This window comes from Novosphingobium sp. FG137, assembly GCF_057809735.1.
The window spans coordinates 73,420-89,640 of the sequence record NZ_JBMDKN010000009.1 but is presented as its reverse complement, the minus strand read 5'-3'; the positions used below and the strand labels follow the sequence as shown (position 1 = coordinate 89,640).

Below are 16,221 nucleotides of genomic sequence, written 5' to 3'. Positions count from 1 at the left end.
GATTGCATCAAAGCGGAACGGTGTCCGGATCGACTCGGCTCGCGGCCTAATATTGCCCGAACACGCCTTCAAAGGCGCATCCGGGCCATCTATCAAGCGGAACATGCCCTCCCGCCATCAGATCAAAATCGTCCGATAACAGGTCTTTGGATCAGGCTTCTTCCCCATCACACGAAGGTGCTCGCGTGATGGAAGTGCGCCCGATCAGGCCAGCGTACCGTGGCAGTGCTTGTACTTCTGGCCTGAACCGCACGGACAGGGCGCATTGCGGCTGATGTCCATCCCGGCATAGGGGTCCGTCCCTGCGGGTGCAGGCGCGCCCGAGCCTGCCATCGGCGGCGTGAAGGTACCGAACAGCTGTCCAGTCGGCACCGCACGGGCATCGTCGTCTCCGGTCAACGGGTCGAGATGGCTGGTCAGGAAATCGGGCAGTTCGGGCAGCTGGAAGTCTTCAGGCGGCCCCATGCGGATTTCGCTCGTCATGAGAATGCGGGTCACATCCTCGCGGATCACTTCGAGCATCTTCTCGAACAGACCGAAGGCTTCCTGCTTGTATTCGTTGATCGGCGTCTTTTGCGCATAGGCGCGCAAGAACACCACCTGGCGCAGCGCATCGAGCGTTGCGAGATGCTCCTTCCAGTGGTGGTCGAGCCGCTCGAGCAACACCGACTTCTCGAGATTGCGCCACGATGCTGGATCGACCGTTTCCAGCTTGGCCGCCATCTTCGCCTCGGCGAGCGCAGTGATACGCTCCTCGATGGTTTCGGGCTCCAGGCCTTCTTCCTCGAGCCAAGCGTCGAGCGGCAATTCAAGACCCAGCACGTGGTCCACGCGCTCTGCGAGGCTGGCAACATTCCACTGCTCGGGATAGGACCCCGGCGGGCAGGCGTCGGCAACGACGGCGTTGATCGTGTCTTGGCGCATGTCGAGCACGACGTCATCCACCGCCTCGGCGTCCATGATGTCGGCGCGCTGCTCGTAGATCACTTTGCGCTGGTCGTTCATCACGTTGTCGTATTCGACAACCTGCTTACGCACGTCGTAGTTGCGCGCCTCGACCTTCTTCTGCGCGGTCTCGATCGCCTTGGAGAGCCAGCGCGACCCGATCGCCTCGCCGTCGGCAAGGTTGGAGTTCATCATGCGGGAAAACAGCGTGTCCGGCCCGAAGATACGCAGCAGGTCGTCCTCGAGGCAGAGGTAGAACTTCGACAGGCCCGGGTCACCCTGACGGCCCGAACGACCGCGCAGCTGGTTGTCGATGCGGCGGCTTTCGTGCCGTTCGGTGCCGATCACGCAAAGGCCCCCGGCGGCGAGCACCTTGGCCTTTTCCTCGGCAACTTCGGCCTTGATCCGGGCGATCCCCGCCTCGCGTTCCGGCCCCTCGGGCACATCGCGCAGCTCATCCTCGATGCGGAACTCGGAATTGCCGCCGAGCTGGATGTCGGTGCCGCGCCCAGCCATGTTGGTGGCGATCGTCACCGCGCCAAGCCGTCCGGCCTGCGCCACGATATGCGCTTCCATCTCGTGGAAGCGGGCGTTCAGAACGTTGTGCTTCACGCCTTCCTTGTTGAGGAATTCGGACAGCATTTCCGACTTCTCGATCGACACGGTGCCGACGAGCACGGGCTGGCCGCTGTCGTACCGCTCGCGGATCAGCTTGGCGATCGCCTGGAACTTGTCAGTCGTGTTCTTGTAGAACTCGTCTTCCTCGTCGCGGCGCTGCACCGGCACGTTGGTCGGAATGGTGACGACGTTCATCTTGTAGATGTCGAAGAATTCCGGTGCCTCGGTCGCGGCGGTGCCGGTCATGCCCGAAAGCTTGGGATACATGCGGAAGTAGTTCTGGAAGGTGATCGAGGCCATCGTCTGGTTCTCGGGCTCGATCTGCACGCCTTCCTTGGCTTCCACCGCCTGGTGCAGGCCGTTCGACCAGCGCCGCCCGTCCATCATGCGGCCGGTGAACTCGTCGATGATGACGACCTTGTCGTCCTTCACGATGTAGTCGATGTCACGTTTGAACATGACATTGGCCTTGAGCGCCTGATCGAGGTGGTGGACCACCATCGTGTTCTCGACGTCATAGAGGTTCGAGCCGACCAGCAGCCCGGCGTCCTCGAGCTTGCGCTCGACCCACTCGACCCCGTCTTCCGTCAGCGAGATGTTCTTGGTCTTCTCGTCCGCCTCGTAGAGCGAGGGATCGATCTGCTTCACCACCGCATCGACCGAGACATAGAGCTCACTCTTGTCGTCGGTAGGGCCAGAAATGATCAGCGGTGTACGTGCTTCGTCGATCAGGATCGAGTCCACCTCGTCGACGACGGCGAAATTGAACGGGCGATGCACCATCTGGCTGCGCTCGTGCTTCATGTTGTCGCGCAGGTAATCGAAGCCGAGCTCGTTGTTGGTGGCGTAGGTGATATCGGCCTCATAGGCCTGCCGCCGCTCGTACTCGTTCATGTTGGGCACGATCACGCCCACCGTGAGGCCGAGGAACCGGTGGATCTGGCCCATCCATTCCGCGTCGCGCTTGGCGAGATAGTCGTTGACGGTGACGACGTGGACGCCCTTGCCCTCGATCGCGTTGAGGTAGGAGGCGAGCGTCGCCACGAGCGTCTTGCCCTCGCCCGTGCGCATTTCCGCGATCTCGCCACGGTGGAGCACGATGCCGCCGATCATCTGCACGTCGAAGTGGCGCATGCCCAGCACGCGGCGCGAAGCCTCGCGGCAGGTGGCGAAGGCTTCGGGGAGGATGTCGTCGAGCGTCTTGCCGGCTTCGAGCTGCGCGCGCAGCTTGGCCGTCTGGCCCTGCAGTTCCTCGTCGCTGAGCGCCTGCATCTCGGGCTCATAAGCGGCGATGGCGCGCACGATCTTGTCGAGCGACTTGACGTAACGATCGTTGGACGACCCGAAGATGGCCTTGGCAATGCTGCCGAGCATGGCTGGATTCCTGTTGTGAAATGGGGTGCGCGAAATGGCCGCGCAGGTCAGGCATCCGCGCGTTGGCGGAGCGGGATTGGTATCGAACGCGGCGCGCTATTCGCGCGGACGGTCCCAGATGCTGATGCTGATCGCGTGGATAAACGCGAGAGCCGGGAGCACCATAGTGCGGATTGTGCGCTGTTCGCACGCAGGCCGCTGTGCCTTGCTGAGACCCGTTTCGGCCTTGCGCTCCTGACTGGCCACGAACACCGTGCCAGCCGCCGCACCCACGACTTCCGAACGCGCAGTAGAGAACCCCACCTCGGAAAGCGAGAGGCCGGAAAGAAGGGCAAGAAGGACGAGCAGGAGCCGCATCATCGGCGCAGATAGGGCGATTTGCCGCGAAGGTCCACCTCCACGGCGAAGAATTATTGCAAGCCGCGCCACTTGCCACAGCGATTGAAGCGCGCCGCCGCCCGCGCTAGGGCCGCAGCTATGGCCCATGATCGCTCTCCCCTCGCCCAGCCCTTCCCCGCGCTTCCGGCCATCGCCGGTGCCACCCCGCGCATCGCCCGCGCCGGGTACAAGGACTGGGGTCGCTGCGATCTGACGTTTGTGGAACTGACTGAGGGCACGGCAGTTGCGGGTGTGTTCACGCGCAATGTCTGCTGCTCGTCAGAAGTCGAGATCGGCCGCCAGAACGTCGCGCAGGGCCGCGCGCGGGCACTGGTGGTCAATGCCGGCAATTCCAACGCCTTCACCGGATATCGTGGGCGCGAGGCGGTCGAGGCGATCATGGAGCAGGTCGCAGGCCACCTCGGCTGCGCGCGTGAGGAGGTGTTCGTCTCGTCCACTGGCGTGATCGGCGTGCCGCTGCCCAAGGACAAGGCCCGCGCCGGGATCGAGGCCGCGCTGCTCGCTGAGCCCTGCTCGTGGGAAGAGACTGCCAACACCATCGGCACCACCGATACGTTCGCCAAGGGCGCGACTGCCACGGCCATGGTCGGCGACGTCAAGGTTACGCTCAGCGCCATCATCAAGGGCTCGGGCATGATCGCGCCCGATATGGCGACGATGTTGGGCTATGTCTTCACCGATGCGGCGGTTGATCCCGCTTTCCTGAAGGCCTGCCTGTCGGATGCCAACCAGCGCACGTTCTCCTGCATCACCGTCGACAGCGACACCTCGACCAGCGACACCGTGCTGGCCTTCGCCACCGGCGCTGCGGGTAATACTCCGCTCGCCTCGGCAGACAGCCCCGGCGCCGATGCCTTTGCCGCCGCGCTCCACGATGTCTGCCGCCAGCTCGCGCACCTTGTGGTGCGTGATGGCGAAGGGGCGCAGAAGTTTATCGCAGTCACCGTCAGCGGCGCGGTGAGTGACGAAAGCGCGCGCCGCGTCGGCCTCGCCATTGCCAATTCGCCGCTGGTCAAGACCGCGATCGCCGGCGAGGACGCCAATTGGGGCCGCGTTGTCATGGCGGTCGGCAAGGCGGGCGAACCAGCGGACCGCGACCGCCTCTCGATCGGCTTCGGTGGCATCTGGGCCGCGCGCGAGGGGCAGCCACTCGCTGATTACGACGAGGCGCCCGTCGCGGCGCATCTCAAGGGGCAGGAGATCACCATCGAGGTCGATCTCGGCCTCGGCGAAGGCCGTGCCACCGTGTGGACCTGCGATCTCACTCACGGCTACATCGCGATCAACGCCGATTACCGCTCATGAGCGCTGCACTGGACACCGCCGTTGCCGCGCTGATGCGGCGCGTTGCCGCCGAAGCGATCCTGCCGCGCTATCAGACGCTCGCCGCGCATGAAGTTATCGCCAAGGCGGCAAACGACATGGTGACGATTGCCGATACCGAGGCGGAAGTCATGCTTGCGGAGGGCCTTGCGCAGATCCTGCCCGAGGCCGCGATTGTCGGTGAGGAAGCGGTACATGCCGATCCGGTGCTTTCCGAACGGCTCGACAGCGGGCTGTGCTGGATTATCGATCCGGTTGACGGCACCAACAATTTCGCCGCCGGCAAGCCGCCCTTCGGCATCATTCTTGCGCTCAGCGATGGCGGCGTGACGCAAAGCGGGTGGATTTACGATCCGCTGCAAGACCGGCTATGCATCGCGCATCAGGGCAAGGGTGCCTTCGTAAACGGCGAACGCATCACGGCCCGCCCCACCGGCCAGACGCCGCCCATCGCCGCCATCAGCACCGTGTTCCTCGATCCCGCCCAGCGCGCCGCCGTGCAGGCTCGGATCGCACCCTGGTACACGCTTGTCGATATCCCGCGCTGCGCAGCCGAACAGTATCCTCGCCTCGTGCTGGGCGTGAACGATATCTCGGTGTTCGAACGCACCTTGCCGTGGGACCACGCGGCCGGCGTGCTCTTCGTCAACGAAGCGGGCGGCATGGCCGCGCGGCCGGATGGCTCACCCTACCGCACCGACCAGCACGGGCAAAAAGGCCTGTTTGCAGCCTCTTCACCCGCGCTGTTCGAAGAGTTTGTGAAGCGCAGCAGCGCCGCCGACTAGGCGTTTACTGCGAAGGATCGCGCACCTTGAACGGATCAGTCGGCGCAGGCTGGCTCGGCAGCACGGCGCGCGGCAGTTCCTTGTCGCTGTTGGCGGCCTGCCACAGCATGCCCGCCATGATCACCGCCGCCTGCCGCATGTCGTCGGCGCGCATGTGGTCCACGGTATCGAGATTGGAGTGGTGGACGCGGCTGTCATAGTCCAACGGGTCCTGGATGAACTGGTAGCCGGGAAGGCCAATCGCCTGCATGAACACGTGGTCGGTCCCGCCAGTCTTGCTCACGACGAGCTTGTCCGCACCCAGCATATCGAACGGGCTGAGCCATTCCTTGAGCAGCTTTTCCGCGCCGAGATTGCCCTCGCTGTAGATGCCCCGGAACCGACCCGAGCCGTTGTCCATGTTGAAGTAGGCCTTGAGCTGGCTGTATTCCGGCTTCGGCGTGATCGGGAACGCATTGCGCCACGCAGCGTAGGAATCGATGCCCTTGAGCGCGGGATCGACCGGGCGGGTCGCAAGGTGCTGCTCGATATAGGCGCGGCTGCCCAGCAGGCCCTGCTCTTCGCCGCTCCACAGCACGAAGCGGATCGTGCGCTTCGGCTTCACACCGAGCTTGGCGATCAGGCGCGCGGCCTCGAGCACCGTCACGCTGCCCGCGCCGTTGTCATTGGCGCCGTCACCCGCGATCCAGCTATCGAAATGCGCACCGGCCATAACATAGCCGGCCTTGGGATCGCTGCCGGGGATCTCGGCCACCACGTTCTCGGCGCGCAAGTTGCTTTCGTCGTAGCGGGCTGCCACGGAAATCGCGATTTCAGGCGCTGCGCCCGTCTTGGCGAGGCGCACCAGCCTGCGATAATCCTCCTGCGCCAGTTCGATCGCCGGAACCGCAAGGGTATCGCCGGGCTGGAAATCATAGCCCTCGCCGTGGATCAGCTTGCCATCGCGGTAGCTCATCTTGACCAGCGCCACGGCGCCCTCGGCCTTGAGGAATGCGGCGAGCTTGCCCAGAAAGCGGCGATTGCGGACTTGCAGCGCCGTCGCGTCAGGATCGAACGCCGGTTTGGTATAGGTATCGAGTTCGGCAATCTCTGCGTCGGTATAGCGCTGGAAGACCGGCCCCTTGCTCTCGCTCGTCTGCCCGGGCAGCGAAACCAGCACGATCTTGCCGGCCAGCTTGCCCTTCCACTCGGCAAAGTGCTCCTCGCGCGACATCGGCGCGATCACGACCGGCGCGCGCACGGTTCCGGCGGTGGCCGGCGACCAAGCCACAGGGATCGCGGTGAGCGGCAGCACGCGCGGGCTGACCATCGCCACCGAATAGCTGTCGAGATTCCATCCGAGCCCGAAATCGAACGGCTCGACATGGATATTGGCAAGCCCCTGCTTGCGCATCTGCTCCATCGCCCAGCTCTCCGCCTTGCGATGGTTCTCGGAATTGGTGAGGCGCGGCCCGATGCGGTCCATCAGTGCCGAGGCGGTGGTCATCGCCTCGCTGCGGTTCATGCCTTCATCGATGATGCGGGCAATCGCAGCGTTTTCGCCATCAGGCGCGGCCTGTGCGCTTTGGGGCGCGGCAGAAGCAAGCAGGCCAGCCGCAAGCAGAACGGCAAAGCGGCGATGAGTAAGGGTCGGCATCAGGGTAGGGCTCCGGAAGCAGGGGTGCAGACGTACAGTCTTGCACCCCGCTCGCGCCTTGCCAACCCGGTGTCTTAAAGAACGCTTTCCAGCCAGCCCTTGAGCTGGCTTTTCGGCGCAGCACCGAGCTTCTGGGCAACCGGCTTGCCATCCTTGAACAGCACCATCAGCGGGATTGACTGCACGCCGATTTCGCCGGGAACACCGGTGTTTTCCATGATGTCCATCTTCACGATGGAAACCTTGTCGGCCAGTTCTTCCGAAATCTCTTCCAGAGCAGGCGCGATCATCTTGCAGGGGCCACACCAGTCCGCCCAGAAATCGACGAGAACGGGCTTGTCGGAGCCGAGCACATCGGCGGCGAAGCTGGCATCGGTAACGGCTTTGGTGGCCATATCAGGAAACTCCTTGGGGTTGGTTCGGTATGTAAGCGGTCTGGCGCGCTGCGCAAGAAAACAGCGCTAAAAGCTTTCCTGCGCGGCCTGAAGGGCAGGCTTGTGCGCCCTGATCACTTCGGGGGGGATCACGATCAGCCGGGGTGTGTGCGTGTAAAGCAAAGCGGCTTCCACGTGGCGCCCCGGATAGATCACTTCCAGCGCGGCGACATAGGCGGCCATCTGGCGCAGGCTGGCAGGCGGCACCTCGGCAATGCCCTGCGGCGGGCGGCGGTCGGTCTTGAAATCGACGACGCGAACTTGTGTCTCTGCCAGCAGCAACCGGTCCAGCGTGCCGCTCACCACCCGCTCGCCCACGACAGCGGCAATCGGCACTTCCGCGAGCGATCCGGCGCCGAACACTTCGGCCCAGGCAGGTTCGCCCAGCACGCGCAGCGCCGCTGCCGCCATGGCCTCGCGCGCATCGTCGTCGAAATCGGCGGCCATGCGCGAGAGCCACTTTCGCGCGGCCCCCGCGCGGGCTTCAGGGGGTAGTTCCGGCAGGCGTTCGATCAGCTTGTGCAGCAGCGTGCCGCGCCGCGCCGCCATTCGGGCGGCAGGCCCCGGCGGCGAGGGCGGATCGGAGGCTTCGCCCGCCTCGCCCAGCCCCGATGGCGCAAGCGGGCGCGGCGGACGCGGCTCGGCCGGAAGCGGCGCGGCCAGCCAATCGGGCAGGTGCCCGTCCGGCTGAACCAATGGGGGCGCAGCAGCGATTGCCGCCGGGAGCGGGCCGAGCCCGCCAAGCTGGCGCGAGGCGCCCCAGATCGGATCGTCGCGCCATGCACCGTCTTCCTCTCCGAACAGCGGGGCAAGCTGCGCGTACCAGCTTTCCGGCGGCGGCTCCTTCGCCTTGTTGCCCAGCGCGCCGCCGATGAATAGCGCTTCCTCGGCACGGGTCATGGCGACATAGAGCAGCCGCCAGTGCTCTTCCCGCTCGTCTGCCGCCGCCTTTTCGGCGGCTTCGCGGACCGGCCCCGCCTGTTCGCCCTTGCGCAAGGGCGGCAGCGGTACCTTGCGCCGTTCGTCCACCACCAGTTCTTCAAGCGCCAACCCGCGCGGCATGGACTTGTCCGGATCGGCCGCCGCATCGGCCAGGATCACGATGGGCGCCTCAAGGCCTTTCGAGCCATGGACCGTCATCACGCGGACGAGATCGGCCTTCTGGCCCGCCTCCCGTTTCAGCTCGCCATCGCCGGCGTCGAACCACTGCAGGAAGCCGACAAGGCTCGGCGTCTGGCCGCCCGCATAGGCCATGGCGGCATTGATCAGCTCATCGATGGGATCATTGGCTTCCTCGCCGAGCCGCGCCACCAGCTTGCAGCGGCTCTGCCACGGCCCCACCAGCAGCCAGTGCAGCAATTGCGCCGGCGTGCCGAAATCGGCGCGGGCGAGCGCACCGCGCAGCTGCTCCAGCGCCGGATAGGTCGCGGGGCCCTCGGTCTGCCGAAGGTGATCCCACAAACGCACGCCCTTGGCGCGGTAGCCATGCTCCAGCAGCATGTCCTGCGACCAGCCCACCAGCGGAGAGACCAGAAGTGAAGCGAGGTTGAGGTCGTCAAGCGGCTGCGCGCAGAAGCGCAATGCGGCGACCAGATCCTTCACCGCCAGCGGCGCGCCGAGCCGCAACCGATCGACCCCCGCCACCGGCACCCCGCGCGCATGGAGCCGCGCGACGATGAGGCCTGCAAGCGCCTTGCGCGACCGCACCAGCACCATGATATCGCCCGGTGTCGCCCGGCGCGGACCACCCTTGTGCAGCGGAAAGCCGGTATCGAGCCAGCGGCGTACCTGCATCGCGATCTGGTCGGCCATCACCCGGTCCGGCCGCGAGAGCCATGTCTCTGCGCCCTCATCGCCCTCGCCCGGCGGCGCGTCATCGTCGTCGTCAGCCGCGCCGCCGACAGTGTGCCACAGTGTGACAAGGCCCGGACGCGCCTCGTCCCCGCGATGCACCTCGGGCGCTTCGGGCAGGCCGAACCGATCCGGACCGATCGCGTGGATCGCGCGGTCGACGAAGGCAAGCACCGAAGCCGCCGTGCGATAGGACCGGCCCAGCCCCAGCGGCAGCAGCGCCTTCGCCGGGTCTGCCGTGGCCTCGGCCAGCTCATCAAGCTGCCGCTTCACCCGTTCGCGCGCGGCAGCGAAGTTTTCCGGGCTCGTGCCTTGAAAGCCGAAGATCGCCTGCTTGTAGTCACCGACCACGAACAGCGTGCGGTTCACATCCTCCCGCTGCCCCTCGCCGCTGAAGAAATCGCCGACCAGACCATCGAGCACGATGCGCCACTGCGCGGTGTTGGTATCCTGCGCTTCGTCGACCAGTATGTGATCGAAGCGGCGATCCAGCTTGTAGCGGATCCATTCCGCCGGGGCCTGCTTCGTCAGCAGATCGGCCGCCGCGCGGATCTGGTCATCGAAATCGATGAAGCCCTCACGCGCCTTCGCCTCGGCCCAGGCCAGCGCAAAGCGCCGCCCTAGCGTGAGCGCGGGATCGAGCCGCGCTGCGAGTGCGACCAGCGCGCGGCGCTCGAACACCGGCTCCAGCGCCGCGATCACACGCGCCTGATAGTCGGCATAAGCCGGCTCATGCTTTTCAAGGTTCTTCGACGAGCGCGCGGTGCCGGCCTTGGTCAGGAACTGCCCGGCAAAATCATCGAGCCCGGCCATCCGCGCCGCCGGGCTTGCTTCCAGCCAATCGCGCATGATCGATGCGGCATCAAGGCCGGTTCGTGCCCCCCAGCGCTGGTTGGCCTCCATGCAGACTTCGACGGCGGAAACATCGAATGCCGCGTCGTGCAGCAGAGCGGCGAGCCCCGAACCGTCTTCCTCGGCATCCAGACCCAGCAGCCGGTTGATGCGCGGGCGCACCGGCGGCTGCCATGCCCCCGGCCCTTCCCACAGCCCGTGGGCCGAGGCGCAGCGCAGCAGGAACGCCGGCACAGCATCCTCGCCCATGCGCAGGCTGAGGTCCTCCAGCGCGGCAAACAGCGCATCGTCGCCCTGCTCCTGTGCGGTGATCAGCAAGTCCGCCAGCACTTCGCGCAGCAGCAGATCGCGGTCGCGGTCCTCCATCGCACGCGTGCCGGGGACGAGTCCCGCCTCGGCCGGGAACGCACCGAGCAGCCACTGCGAAAACGCATGGATCGTCTCGATCCTAAGGCCACCACCAGGGCAATCGAGCACCGCGGCAAACAGGCTGCGCGCGCGCGAGGTCACCGCCGGACCATAGGACGCGCCGATCGCCCTGAGTTCTGCGGCCAGTTCGATTTCCGGCAGCCGCACCCAGCGCGCCAGCACGTCATTGACGCGCGTCGCCATCTCGGCGGCGCCCGCCTTGGTGAACGTGAGGCAGAGGATCTGATCGGGCGAGACCCCGTCCTGCAGCAGCAAGCGCAGCACCCGTGCAGACAAGACCTGCGTCTTGCCCGTACCCGCAGAGGCCGATAGCCACACCGTCCGCTCGGGCTGCACGGCAAGGCGCTGGTTATCCTGAAGCGGATAGACCTTGCTCATGCCGACGTCGCCCCCCGCCCCTGCCACTCTTCTAGCCGCATCAGCTGGTCATAGTCGGTATAGCCCGGCAGGTCCGGATTGGGCCGCGCGGTGAAGGGTTCCGTACCAAGGATCCACTTGTCGATGGCCTCGATCAGAAAGGCTTCCGTCGTCGCCACAAATTCCTCGCGCGGCAGGCCGGTTGTCTTGCGACCGCCTGGCACCGGCTCCTCGCAATAGCCGAAGGTGTCCGCCTTCTTCTGCAGCGACCAGTATTCGAACCCATGCGCCTTGCCGCCCAGCCCCGCGAACCCGCCGCGTTCGGCGATCAGCGCGACAAGGCCAAGCTGCAGCGCATAGCCTTCCTGCACCATCTTGCCCGATGGCGGCTTGCCCGTCTTGTAATCGACCACCGCCAGCGTGCCATCGGCGAGGCGGTCGATCCGGTCTGCCCGGCCATGGATCGTCACGCCCTTGATCTCGGTCGCGCCGGTCTTCTCCCACAGCACCGGCTGCCGGCTCTGCACGGCGAGTTCGGCGTTGTGGTCCTCCACCCATTGCAGCGCCGCCAGCAGCCTGGGCCGCCACAGCCCGCGCATGAAGGGGTGTGCGCTCAGGTCGGCCAGAGTGCGCTCGGCCAGCGGCAGCAGTTCGCCGCGCGTGCTGCCGCCATCGTGCCACTGCTGCAGCACCGCGTGCACCACCGTCCCGCGCCACGCCGCCGTCGGCGCGGCATCGAGCGGATCGAGCCTGCGCAGGCCCATGATCGCCTGCGCATAGAACTGGTAGGGATCGCCCCGCAGCCGATCGAGCGCTGTGGAGGCGATGCTGACACGGCGCTGCTCCGCGCTCGGCATCGGCGCGGGCTGCGGATAGGCTGGCGCAGCCTGAGCCTTGTCGAGCGCGCGGGCAATGCGCACCGCTTCCGTCTCGCGCTCCAGCTCGCGCCCCAGCATCGCGCGGAAGCGCAGCAGGAGGCGTGAGGGGATCACCGGCCCGGACGCGTCGCGCGCCGCATGGCTCAGCACGACTTCCGGCGCGCCCAGCGCTGCGGCCAGATCATGCGCGGCAAGCCCGATGCGGAAGTCGGCGCCGGGAATGCCCAGCGCGCGCATCACCGGGGGTGCCAGCAGAGGGTCGGGCGCGGGCGCAGCGGGCCATTTGCCTTCGGTCATCCCGGCGCAGATCACCAACTCGGCCCGGCTCATCCGCGCTTCGAGCAAGCCGTAGATGGAAAGGCGCGGATGGCCGCCATAGGGAGGGCGCACTGCGATTTCGGCAAGCGCGTCGCTTAACAGCGCGTGAAGATCGGCGGGCTCCACCGGCAGCGGGCTGTCTTGCGCCGCCTCGCGCCATTGCTCGATGAAAGCCGCCAGCGCGCGCCCATCGGCCTCACCCCAGATCGCCGCACCGCACAGGGCCTCTGCCACTTCGGCCAAGGTATCGAGACCGAGGGCCAGCGAAGGCGGCACCGCATCGTTCGTCAGCGGTGCCAGAATGGCCGCTACCTCATCCCACCATGCTGCAAGGCCGGGGTAGGCCTTCTCTCTCGCTGCCACGGCGCTGCGCACAGCCTCCAGTCCCGGCCCCGGACGCGGCCCGCGCAGCGCGAGATCGAGCTGGCGCACGCGCTCCAGCCACGCCGCGCGCTCTTCGCCGCGCCGCACCAGCGGATGGCCCAGCAGCGCCAGCAGCGGCACCGGGGCCGCAGCGGTCGCGGCAATCTCGGCGAGCTGGAGCAGCACCCGCCCCGCCGGTGTTTGCGATAGTGGCCGGCCCGCCGTATCGTCAGCCGCGATCCCCCAGCGCTCCAGATGCGCAACCAGACGCTGCGCCAGATCGCGGTCCGGCGTGATCACCGCCACGCGCTTCTCCGGCTCGGCCAGGGCCTGCCGCACCAGCACCGCAACCGCTTGCGCCTCTTCTTCCGGGTGTGCGGTCTCCATCAGGCGCACGCCCGAAAGCCGCCGGGCTTCCGCGGGCAGCTCGGCCCAGACGGTGCTCGCCTCGGGCGGCAGGAACAGGTTCGAGATTGCCCGGCTGCGCGCGGGTGGTGCGGCCGCCGGACCGGAGCGGTGCCACGCCTGCACTTCCCCGCGCGCAATTCCCATGCGCGCCAGCAGGAGCTTGAGGTGATATTGCGGATGCGTCGTCACATCGCCGCGCGCGAAGACGGGCGCATCGGGCCGCTCGGTATTGCCCGCTACGCCCAGCGCCTGCCAGACGGCATCAGGCAGTGCCAGATCGAGATCGGGCAGGATCACCGCGCCTTGCGGCAATTCCGAAACCACCCGTAGCAACCGCGCGACCGCAGGCGCTGCCGATGTCACGCCCGCAGCCACAACCGGAAAAGGAGGTGGCTCACGCCGCCAACGCTCGGCCACATGTGCCAGCAGGCGGCCCCGCCGCACCGGCGCATCGATCTCACCGCGCTCCTCGCACCGGGCCTGCCAACGCGCCAGAATGCGGGCGAATTGCGCGGTCCCTCGCCGCCAGTGCTCCGCCAGTTCGCCGACCAGCCCCACCACTTCGGGATCGAGCAGCGCTTCCAGCGCGACATCCTCGACCGCGAGCCGATCCATCGCCTGCGCCAGCGAACGCGCCTGCCGCAAGAGCCCCGGCGCGGATGTTGCGCGCGTATCGGGATCGCTGCGGAGCATGTCTGCCAGCGCCAGCAGCCGCGCGGTGGGATCGGCCGCCGGTGGAAGGTCGGCGCCTTCACCCAGCGGATCGAGCAGCGGCCCCAGCGTCTCGTCGAGATCGAGATCGCCCACCACTGCCATGCGCGGGAGCAGGAGGCCGCCAGCACCGTCTTGCGCGCCGCTCGCGCGGATGAAAGCCTCGGTCACGATGCGCACGGCGCGGCGGGTTGGCAGCAGCAGAGTCAGCCGCGCCAGGCCGAAGCCTTCCTCGCGGTAGCGCGGGATGAGCCCCGCCACGAGTGCGTCGGCAAAGCCGCGGTGCGCGGCAATCGAATAGACGCCGGGCCCGCGCTCAGCCACGCTGCAAGGCGGCCTCGGTCGGCGCGATCATCTCGGGCGCGCCGACTTCGAACCAGAGGCCGTTATGCGAAATGCCATAGAGCCGCCCTTCCGCGATGGCGCGGTCCCACAGCACGCCGGTGGAAAAGGCCCCCTGCGGGGCATCGCGCAGCAAGCGCTGCGAGACGATCTGGATGCCCGTATAGATGAACGGCGCCACCCGGCCGGGCTTGCGGCGGCTGATTCGGCCCAAGGGATCAAGGTGGAAATCACCGCGCCCCGTATAGTTGAACGCCCGCGCGTGGCTGACGAGCAGCAGCAGCGCGTCCATCTGCGCCGGATCCCACGCCGCGCTCAAGGCCGCAAACACGTTCTGCGGCCCATCAAGCCAAACGTTGTCGCTATTGAGGCAGAAGAACGGATCGGCAGCGATCAGCGGCAGCGCCTTGACCATGCCGCCGCCCGTCTCGAGCAGCGCCTCACGCTCGTCCGAAACGGCGAAGGCAGGCGCGCTGCGCTGGGCAAGATGCGCCTCGATCTGCCCGGGCAGGTAATGCACGTTCACCACCGCGCGCGAAACTCCCGCCTCGACCAGCTTGTCGAGGCTGTGGTCGATCAGCGCGCGGCCATTGACGCGGACCAGTGGTTTGGGCCGGGTGGCAGTAAGCGGGCGCATGCGTTTGCCGATTCCGGCGGCGAGCACCATCGCGACATCGCTGGCCAAAGAACGATCGAGCTTCGTCATGCCGGGAATGTCCCGCCAAGCCGCTTCGCCGGGTCGCGCAGGTCCGCCGGCACGTTGGCATCGAACCAGCGCGCGACGGGGGCCAGCACCGGATGCGCCAGATCACGCTCCAGCAGGCCCCACACGCGCGGGATGTAATCGAGGTAGCGCGGCTTTCCATCGCGCCGCCACAGCCGCACGAAAATGCCCACGATCTTTGCATTGCGCTGCGCGCCGAGCCGCGCATAGTCCTCGGCAAAATGGGCGTCCGCGCCGCTTACCGCGATATAGTGGTCGAGCATGGCCTGCTCGATTGCCGGATCGACATCGCGCCGGGCATCTTGCAGCAACGATACCAGATCGTAGGCCGCGTGTCCGACCAGCGCGTCCTGGAAATCGAGCAGGCCCTGCTTGTCGATCCCGCCATGAAGCATGATGTTCTCGGCATGATAGTCGCGCAGCACCGTCACACCCGGACGCTGGCGCGAAAGCAGCGGGCCGAGCACTTGCTCCCACGCCTGCGTCCACCCGGCATGATCGACGCCAAGCCCTTGCACCGGGCAATACCATTCGACGAACAATCGCGCCTCGCGCTGGTACTCGGCAAGCGAGTAGAGCGTGAATGGCCCGGGCGGCAGGCGGTGCAATTGCAGCAGCGCATCGACCGCATGAGTGTAGACCTCGCGCTCGTCCTGCGGCCAGGCATCGACGTATTCGCGCATGCGCACTTCGCCGAAATCCTGCAGCAGCACGAAGCCCTTTGCCGCATCCTCGGCAAAGATCTGCGGCGCGCGCATGCCGTTGGCGTCAAGCCAGCGCGCGGCACGCAGAAACGGTTCGGGATCCTCACCCGGCGGCGGCGCATGCATCAGCATGGCGGTCGCGCCGGGACGTCGCAGACGGAAATAGCGCCGCGCCGAAGCATCGCCGGGGATCGGCTCGACCACTGCAGTGCCCCAGCCAGCGGCGACAAGAAACGGGTGCGCGCCCTCGGGAAGAGCGCTTTCAGGGGCCTGCATTGCAGTGGAGGTCACGTCCATCCTCTGCGCTCTAGCCAATCTGGCCCCGCCTCGACAATGGCGACGCGCTCGTTTTCAAGGATTTCCAGCCTTATCGACAAACACGCCGGTTCATGCGCGAAACCGCCGGCGTGTTCAGGCCATTCCGCGATCAGCACGGCATCGGCGCGGTAGTCGTCGAGGCCGAGTTCGGCCGCCTCCTCGGGGTCTTCAAGCCGGTAGAAATCGGCATGGACCACGCGCATCCGCAGCGCCGGGGGATCATAAACCTCGATGATCGCGAAGCTGGGGCTGGGCACTTCGCTCTGGTAGCCAAGCGCCGCAATAATCGCGCGCGCAAGCGTTGTCTTGCCCGCGCCGAGCCCGCCGCTGAGCGCGATCACATCGCCGGGATGCAGCAGCGTGGCAATCCGGCGGGCGAGTGCGTCGGTCGCGGAAAGGTCCGGGAGCGGTATGATCATGGCCAGAACTCCTTCACGGCCCAAATTCCCTCA

General features: G+C 66.7%; 11 protein-coding genes. 2 read left to right on the top strand and 9 right to left on the bottom strand.

Annotation, left to right across the window (positions count from 1 at the left end; all coding sequences use genetic code 11):
* Nucleotides 1-204: 204 nt before the first annotated feature.
* Nucleotides 205-2,937: a preprotein translocase subunit SecA gene (secA, locus tag ACODS2_RS21000; protein ID WP_489000499.1), complete on the bottom strand. Its 2,733-nt coding sequence runs from the start codon at nucleotides 2,935-2,937 to the stop codon at nucleotides 205-207.
* A gap of 96 nt (nucleotides 2,938-3,033) precedes the next feature.
* On the bottom strand, nucleotides 3,034-3,297 hold the full coding sequence (locus ACODS2_RS20995; RefSeq protein WP_298164431.1) for a hypothetical protein: 264 nt from the start codon (nucleotides 3,295-3,297) through the stop codon (nucleotides 3,034-3,036).
* A 117-nt stretch (nucleotides 3,298-3,414) separates the two neighbouring features.
* Between ACODS2_RS20995 and argJ the strand changes: the two genes are divergently transcribed.
* On the top strand, nucleotides 3,415-4,641 hold the full coding sequence (argJ, locus tag ACODS2_RS20990; protein ID WP_489000498.1) for a bifunctional glutamate N-acetyltransferase/amino-acid acetyltransferase ArgJ: 1,227 nt from the start codon (nucleotides 3,415-3,417) through the stop codon (nucleotides 4,639-4,641).
* Nucleotides 4,638-5,444 (top strand): inositol monophosphatase family protein, encoded by an 807-nt coding sequence (locus ACODS2_RS20985; protein ID WP_489000497.1) that lies wholly within the window; start codon nucleotides 4,638-4,640, stop codon nucleotides 5,442-5,444. The genes argJ and ACODS2_RS20985 overlap by 4 nt, the downstream gene beginning before the upstream one ends.
* Nucleotides 5,445-5,448: 4 nt before the next feature.
* On the opposite strand, the gene ACODS2_RS20980 is transcribed toward ACODS2_RS20985, so the two are convergent.
* From ACODS2_RS20980 to tsaE, 7 genes are all read right to left on the bottom strand, one after another.
* Nucleotides 5,449-7,080, bottom strand: coding sequence for a M20/M25/M40 family metallo-hydrolase (locus ACODS2_RS20980; protein WP_489000496.1), 1,632 nt, complete (start codon nucleotides 7,078-7,080; stop codon nucleotides 5,449-5,451).
* A gap of 74 nt (nucleotides 7,081-7,154) precedes the next feature.
* The gene (gene trxA, locus ACODS2_RS20975) at nucleotides 7,155-7,475 is read right to left on the bottom strand and encodes a thioredoxin (protein ID WP_298164423.1); all 321 of its coding nucleotides are present in this window, start codon (nucleotides 7,473-7,475) and stop codon (nucleotides 7,155-7,157) included.
* A gap of 66 nt (nucleotides 7,476-7,541) precedes the next feature.
* Nucleotides 7,542-11,024, bottom strand: coding sequence for a double-strand break repair helicase AddA (gene addA / locus ACODS2_RS20970; protein ID WP_489000495.1), 3,483 nt, complete (start codon nucleotides 11,022-11,024; stop codon nucleotides 7,542-7,544).
* Nucleotides 11,021-14,005, bottom strand: a complete 2,985-nt coding sequence (addB, locus tag ACODS2_RS20965; RefSeq protein ID WP_489000494.1) for a double-strand break repair protein AddB — start codon at nucleotides 14,003-14,005, stop codon at nucleotides 11,021-11,023. Before addB ends, addA begins: the two co-directional genes overlap by 4 nt.
* Nucleotides 13,998-14,729, bottom strand: a complete 732-nt coding sequence (locus ACODS2_RS20960) for a nucleotidyltransferase family protein (protein WP_298164414.1) — start codon at nucleotides 14,727-14,729, stop codon at nucleotides 13,998-14,000. The genes addB and ACODS2_RS20960 overlap by 8 nt, the downstream gene beginning before the upstream one ends.
* Nucleotides 14,726-15,727 carry an aminoglycoside phosphotransferase family protein gene (locus tag ACODS2_RS20955; protein ID WP_489000529.1) on the bottom strand — a complete coding sequence of 334 codons (1,002 nt, stop codon included), beginning with the start codon at nucleotides 15,725-15,727 and terminating at the stop codon, nucleotides 14,726-14,728. The genes ACODS2_RS20960 and ACODS2_RS20955 overlap by 4 nt, the downstream gene beginning before the upstream one ends.
* Before the next feature lie 11 nt (nucleotides 15,728-15,738).
* Nucleotides 15,739-16,188 (bottom strand): tRNA (adenosine(37)-N6)-threonylcarbamoyltransferase complex ATPase subunit type 1 TsaE, encoded by a 450-nt coding sequence (gene tsaE, locus ACODS2_RS20950; protein ID WP_298164411.1) that lies wholly within the window; start codon nucleotides 16,186-16,188, stop codon nucleotides 15,739-15,741.
* Nucleotides 16,189-16,221: the final 33 nt, after the last annotated feature.

Bases quoted from the DNA above. Each gene is read 5' to 3' on its own strand.
- ACODS2_RS20955 (WP_489000529.1), bottom strand. From the start codon at position 15,727: ATGCAGGCCCCTGAAAGCGCTCTTCCCGAGGGCGCGCACCCGTTTCTT.
- secA (WP_489000499.1), bottom strand. From the start codon at position 2,937: ATGCTCGGCAGCATTGCCAAGGCCATCTTCGGGTCGTCCAACGATCGT.
- tsaE (WP_298164411.1), bottom strand. From the start codon at position 16,188: ATGATCATACCGCTCCCGGACCTTTCCGCGACCGACGCACTCGCCCGC.
- ACODS2_RS20985 (WP_489000497.1), top strand. From the start codon at position 4,638: ATGAGCGCTGCACTGGACACCGCCGTTGCCGCGCTGATGCGGCGCGTT.
- ACODS2_RS20960 (WP_298164414.1), bottom strand. From the start codon at position 14,729: ATGACGAAGCTCGATCGTTCTTTGGCCAGCGATGTCGCGATGGTGCTC.
- argJ (WP_489000498.1), top strand. From the start codon at position 3,415: ATGGCCCATGATCGCTCTCCCCTCGCCCAGCCCTTCCCCGCGCTTCCG.
- ACODS2_RS20980 (WP_489000496.1), bottom strand. From the start codon at position 7,080: ATGCCGACCCTTACTCATCGCCGCTTTGCCGTTCTGCTTGCGGCTGGC.
- addA (WP_489000495.1), bottom strand. From the start codon at position 11,024: ATGAGCAAGGTCTATCCGCTTCAGGATAACCAGCGCCTTGCCGTGCAG.
- ACODS2_RS20995 (WP_298164431.1), bottom strand. From the start codon at position 3,297: ATGATGCGGCTCCTGCTCGTCCTTCTTGCCCTTCTTTCCGGCCTCTCG.
- trxA (WP_298164423.1), bottom strand. From the start codon at position 7,475: ATGGCCACCAAAGCCGTTACCGATGCCAGCTTCGCCGCCGATGTGCTC.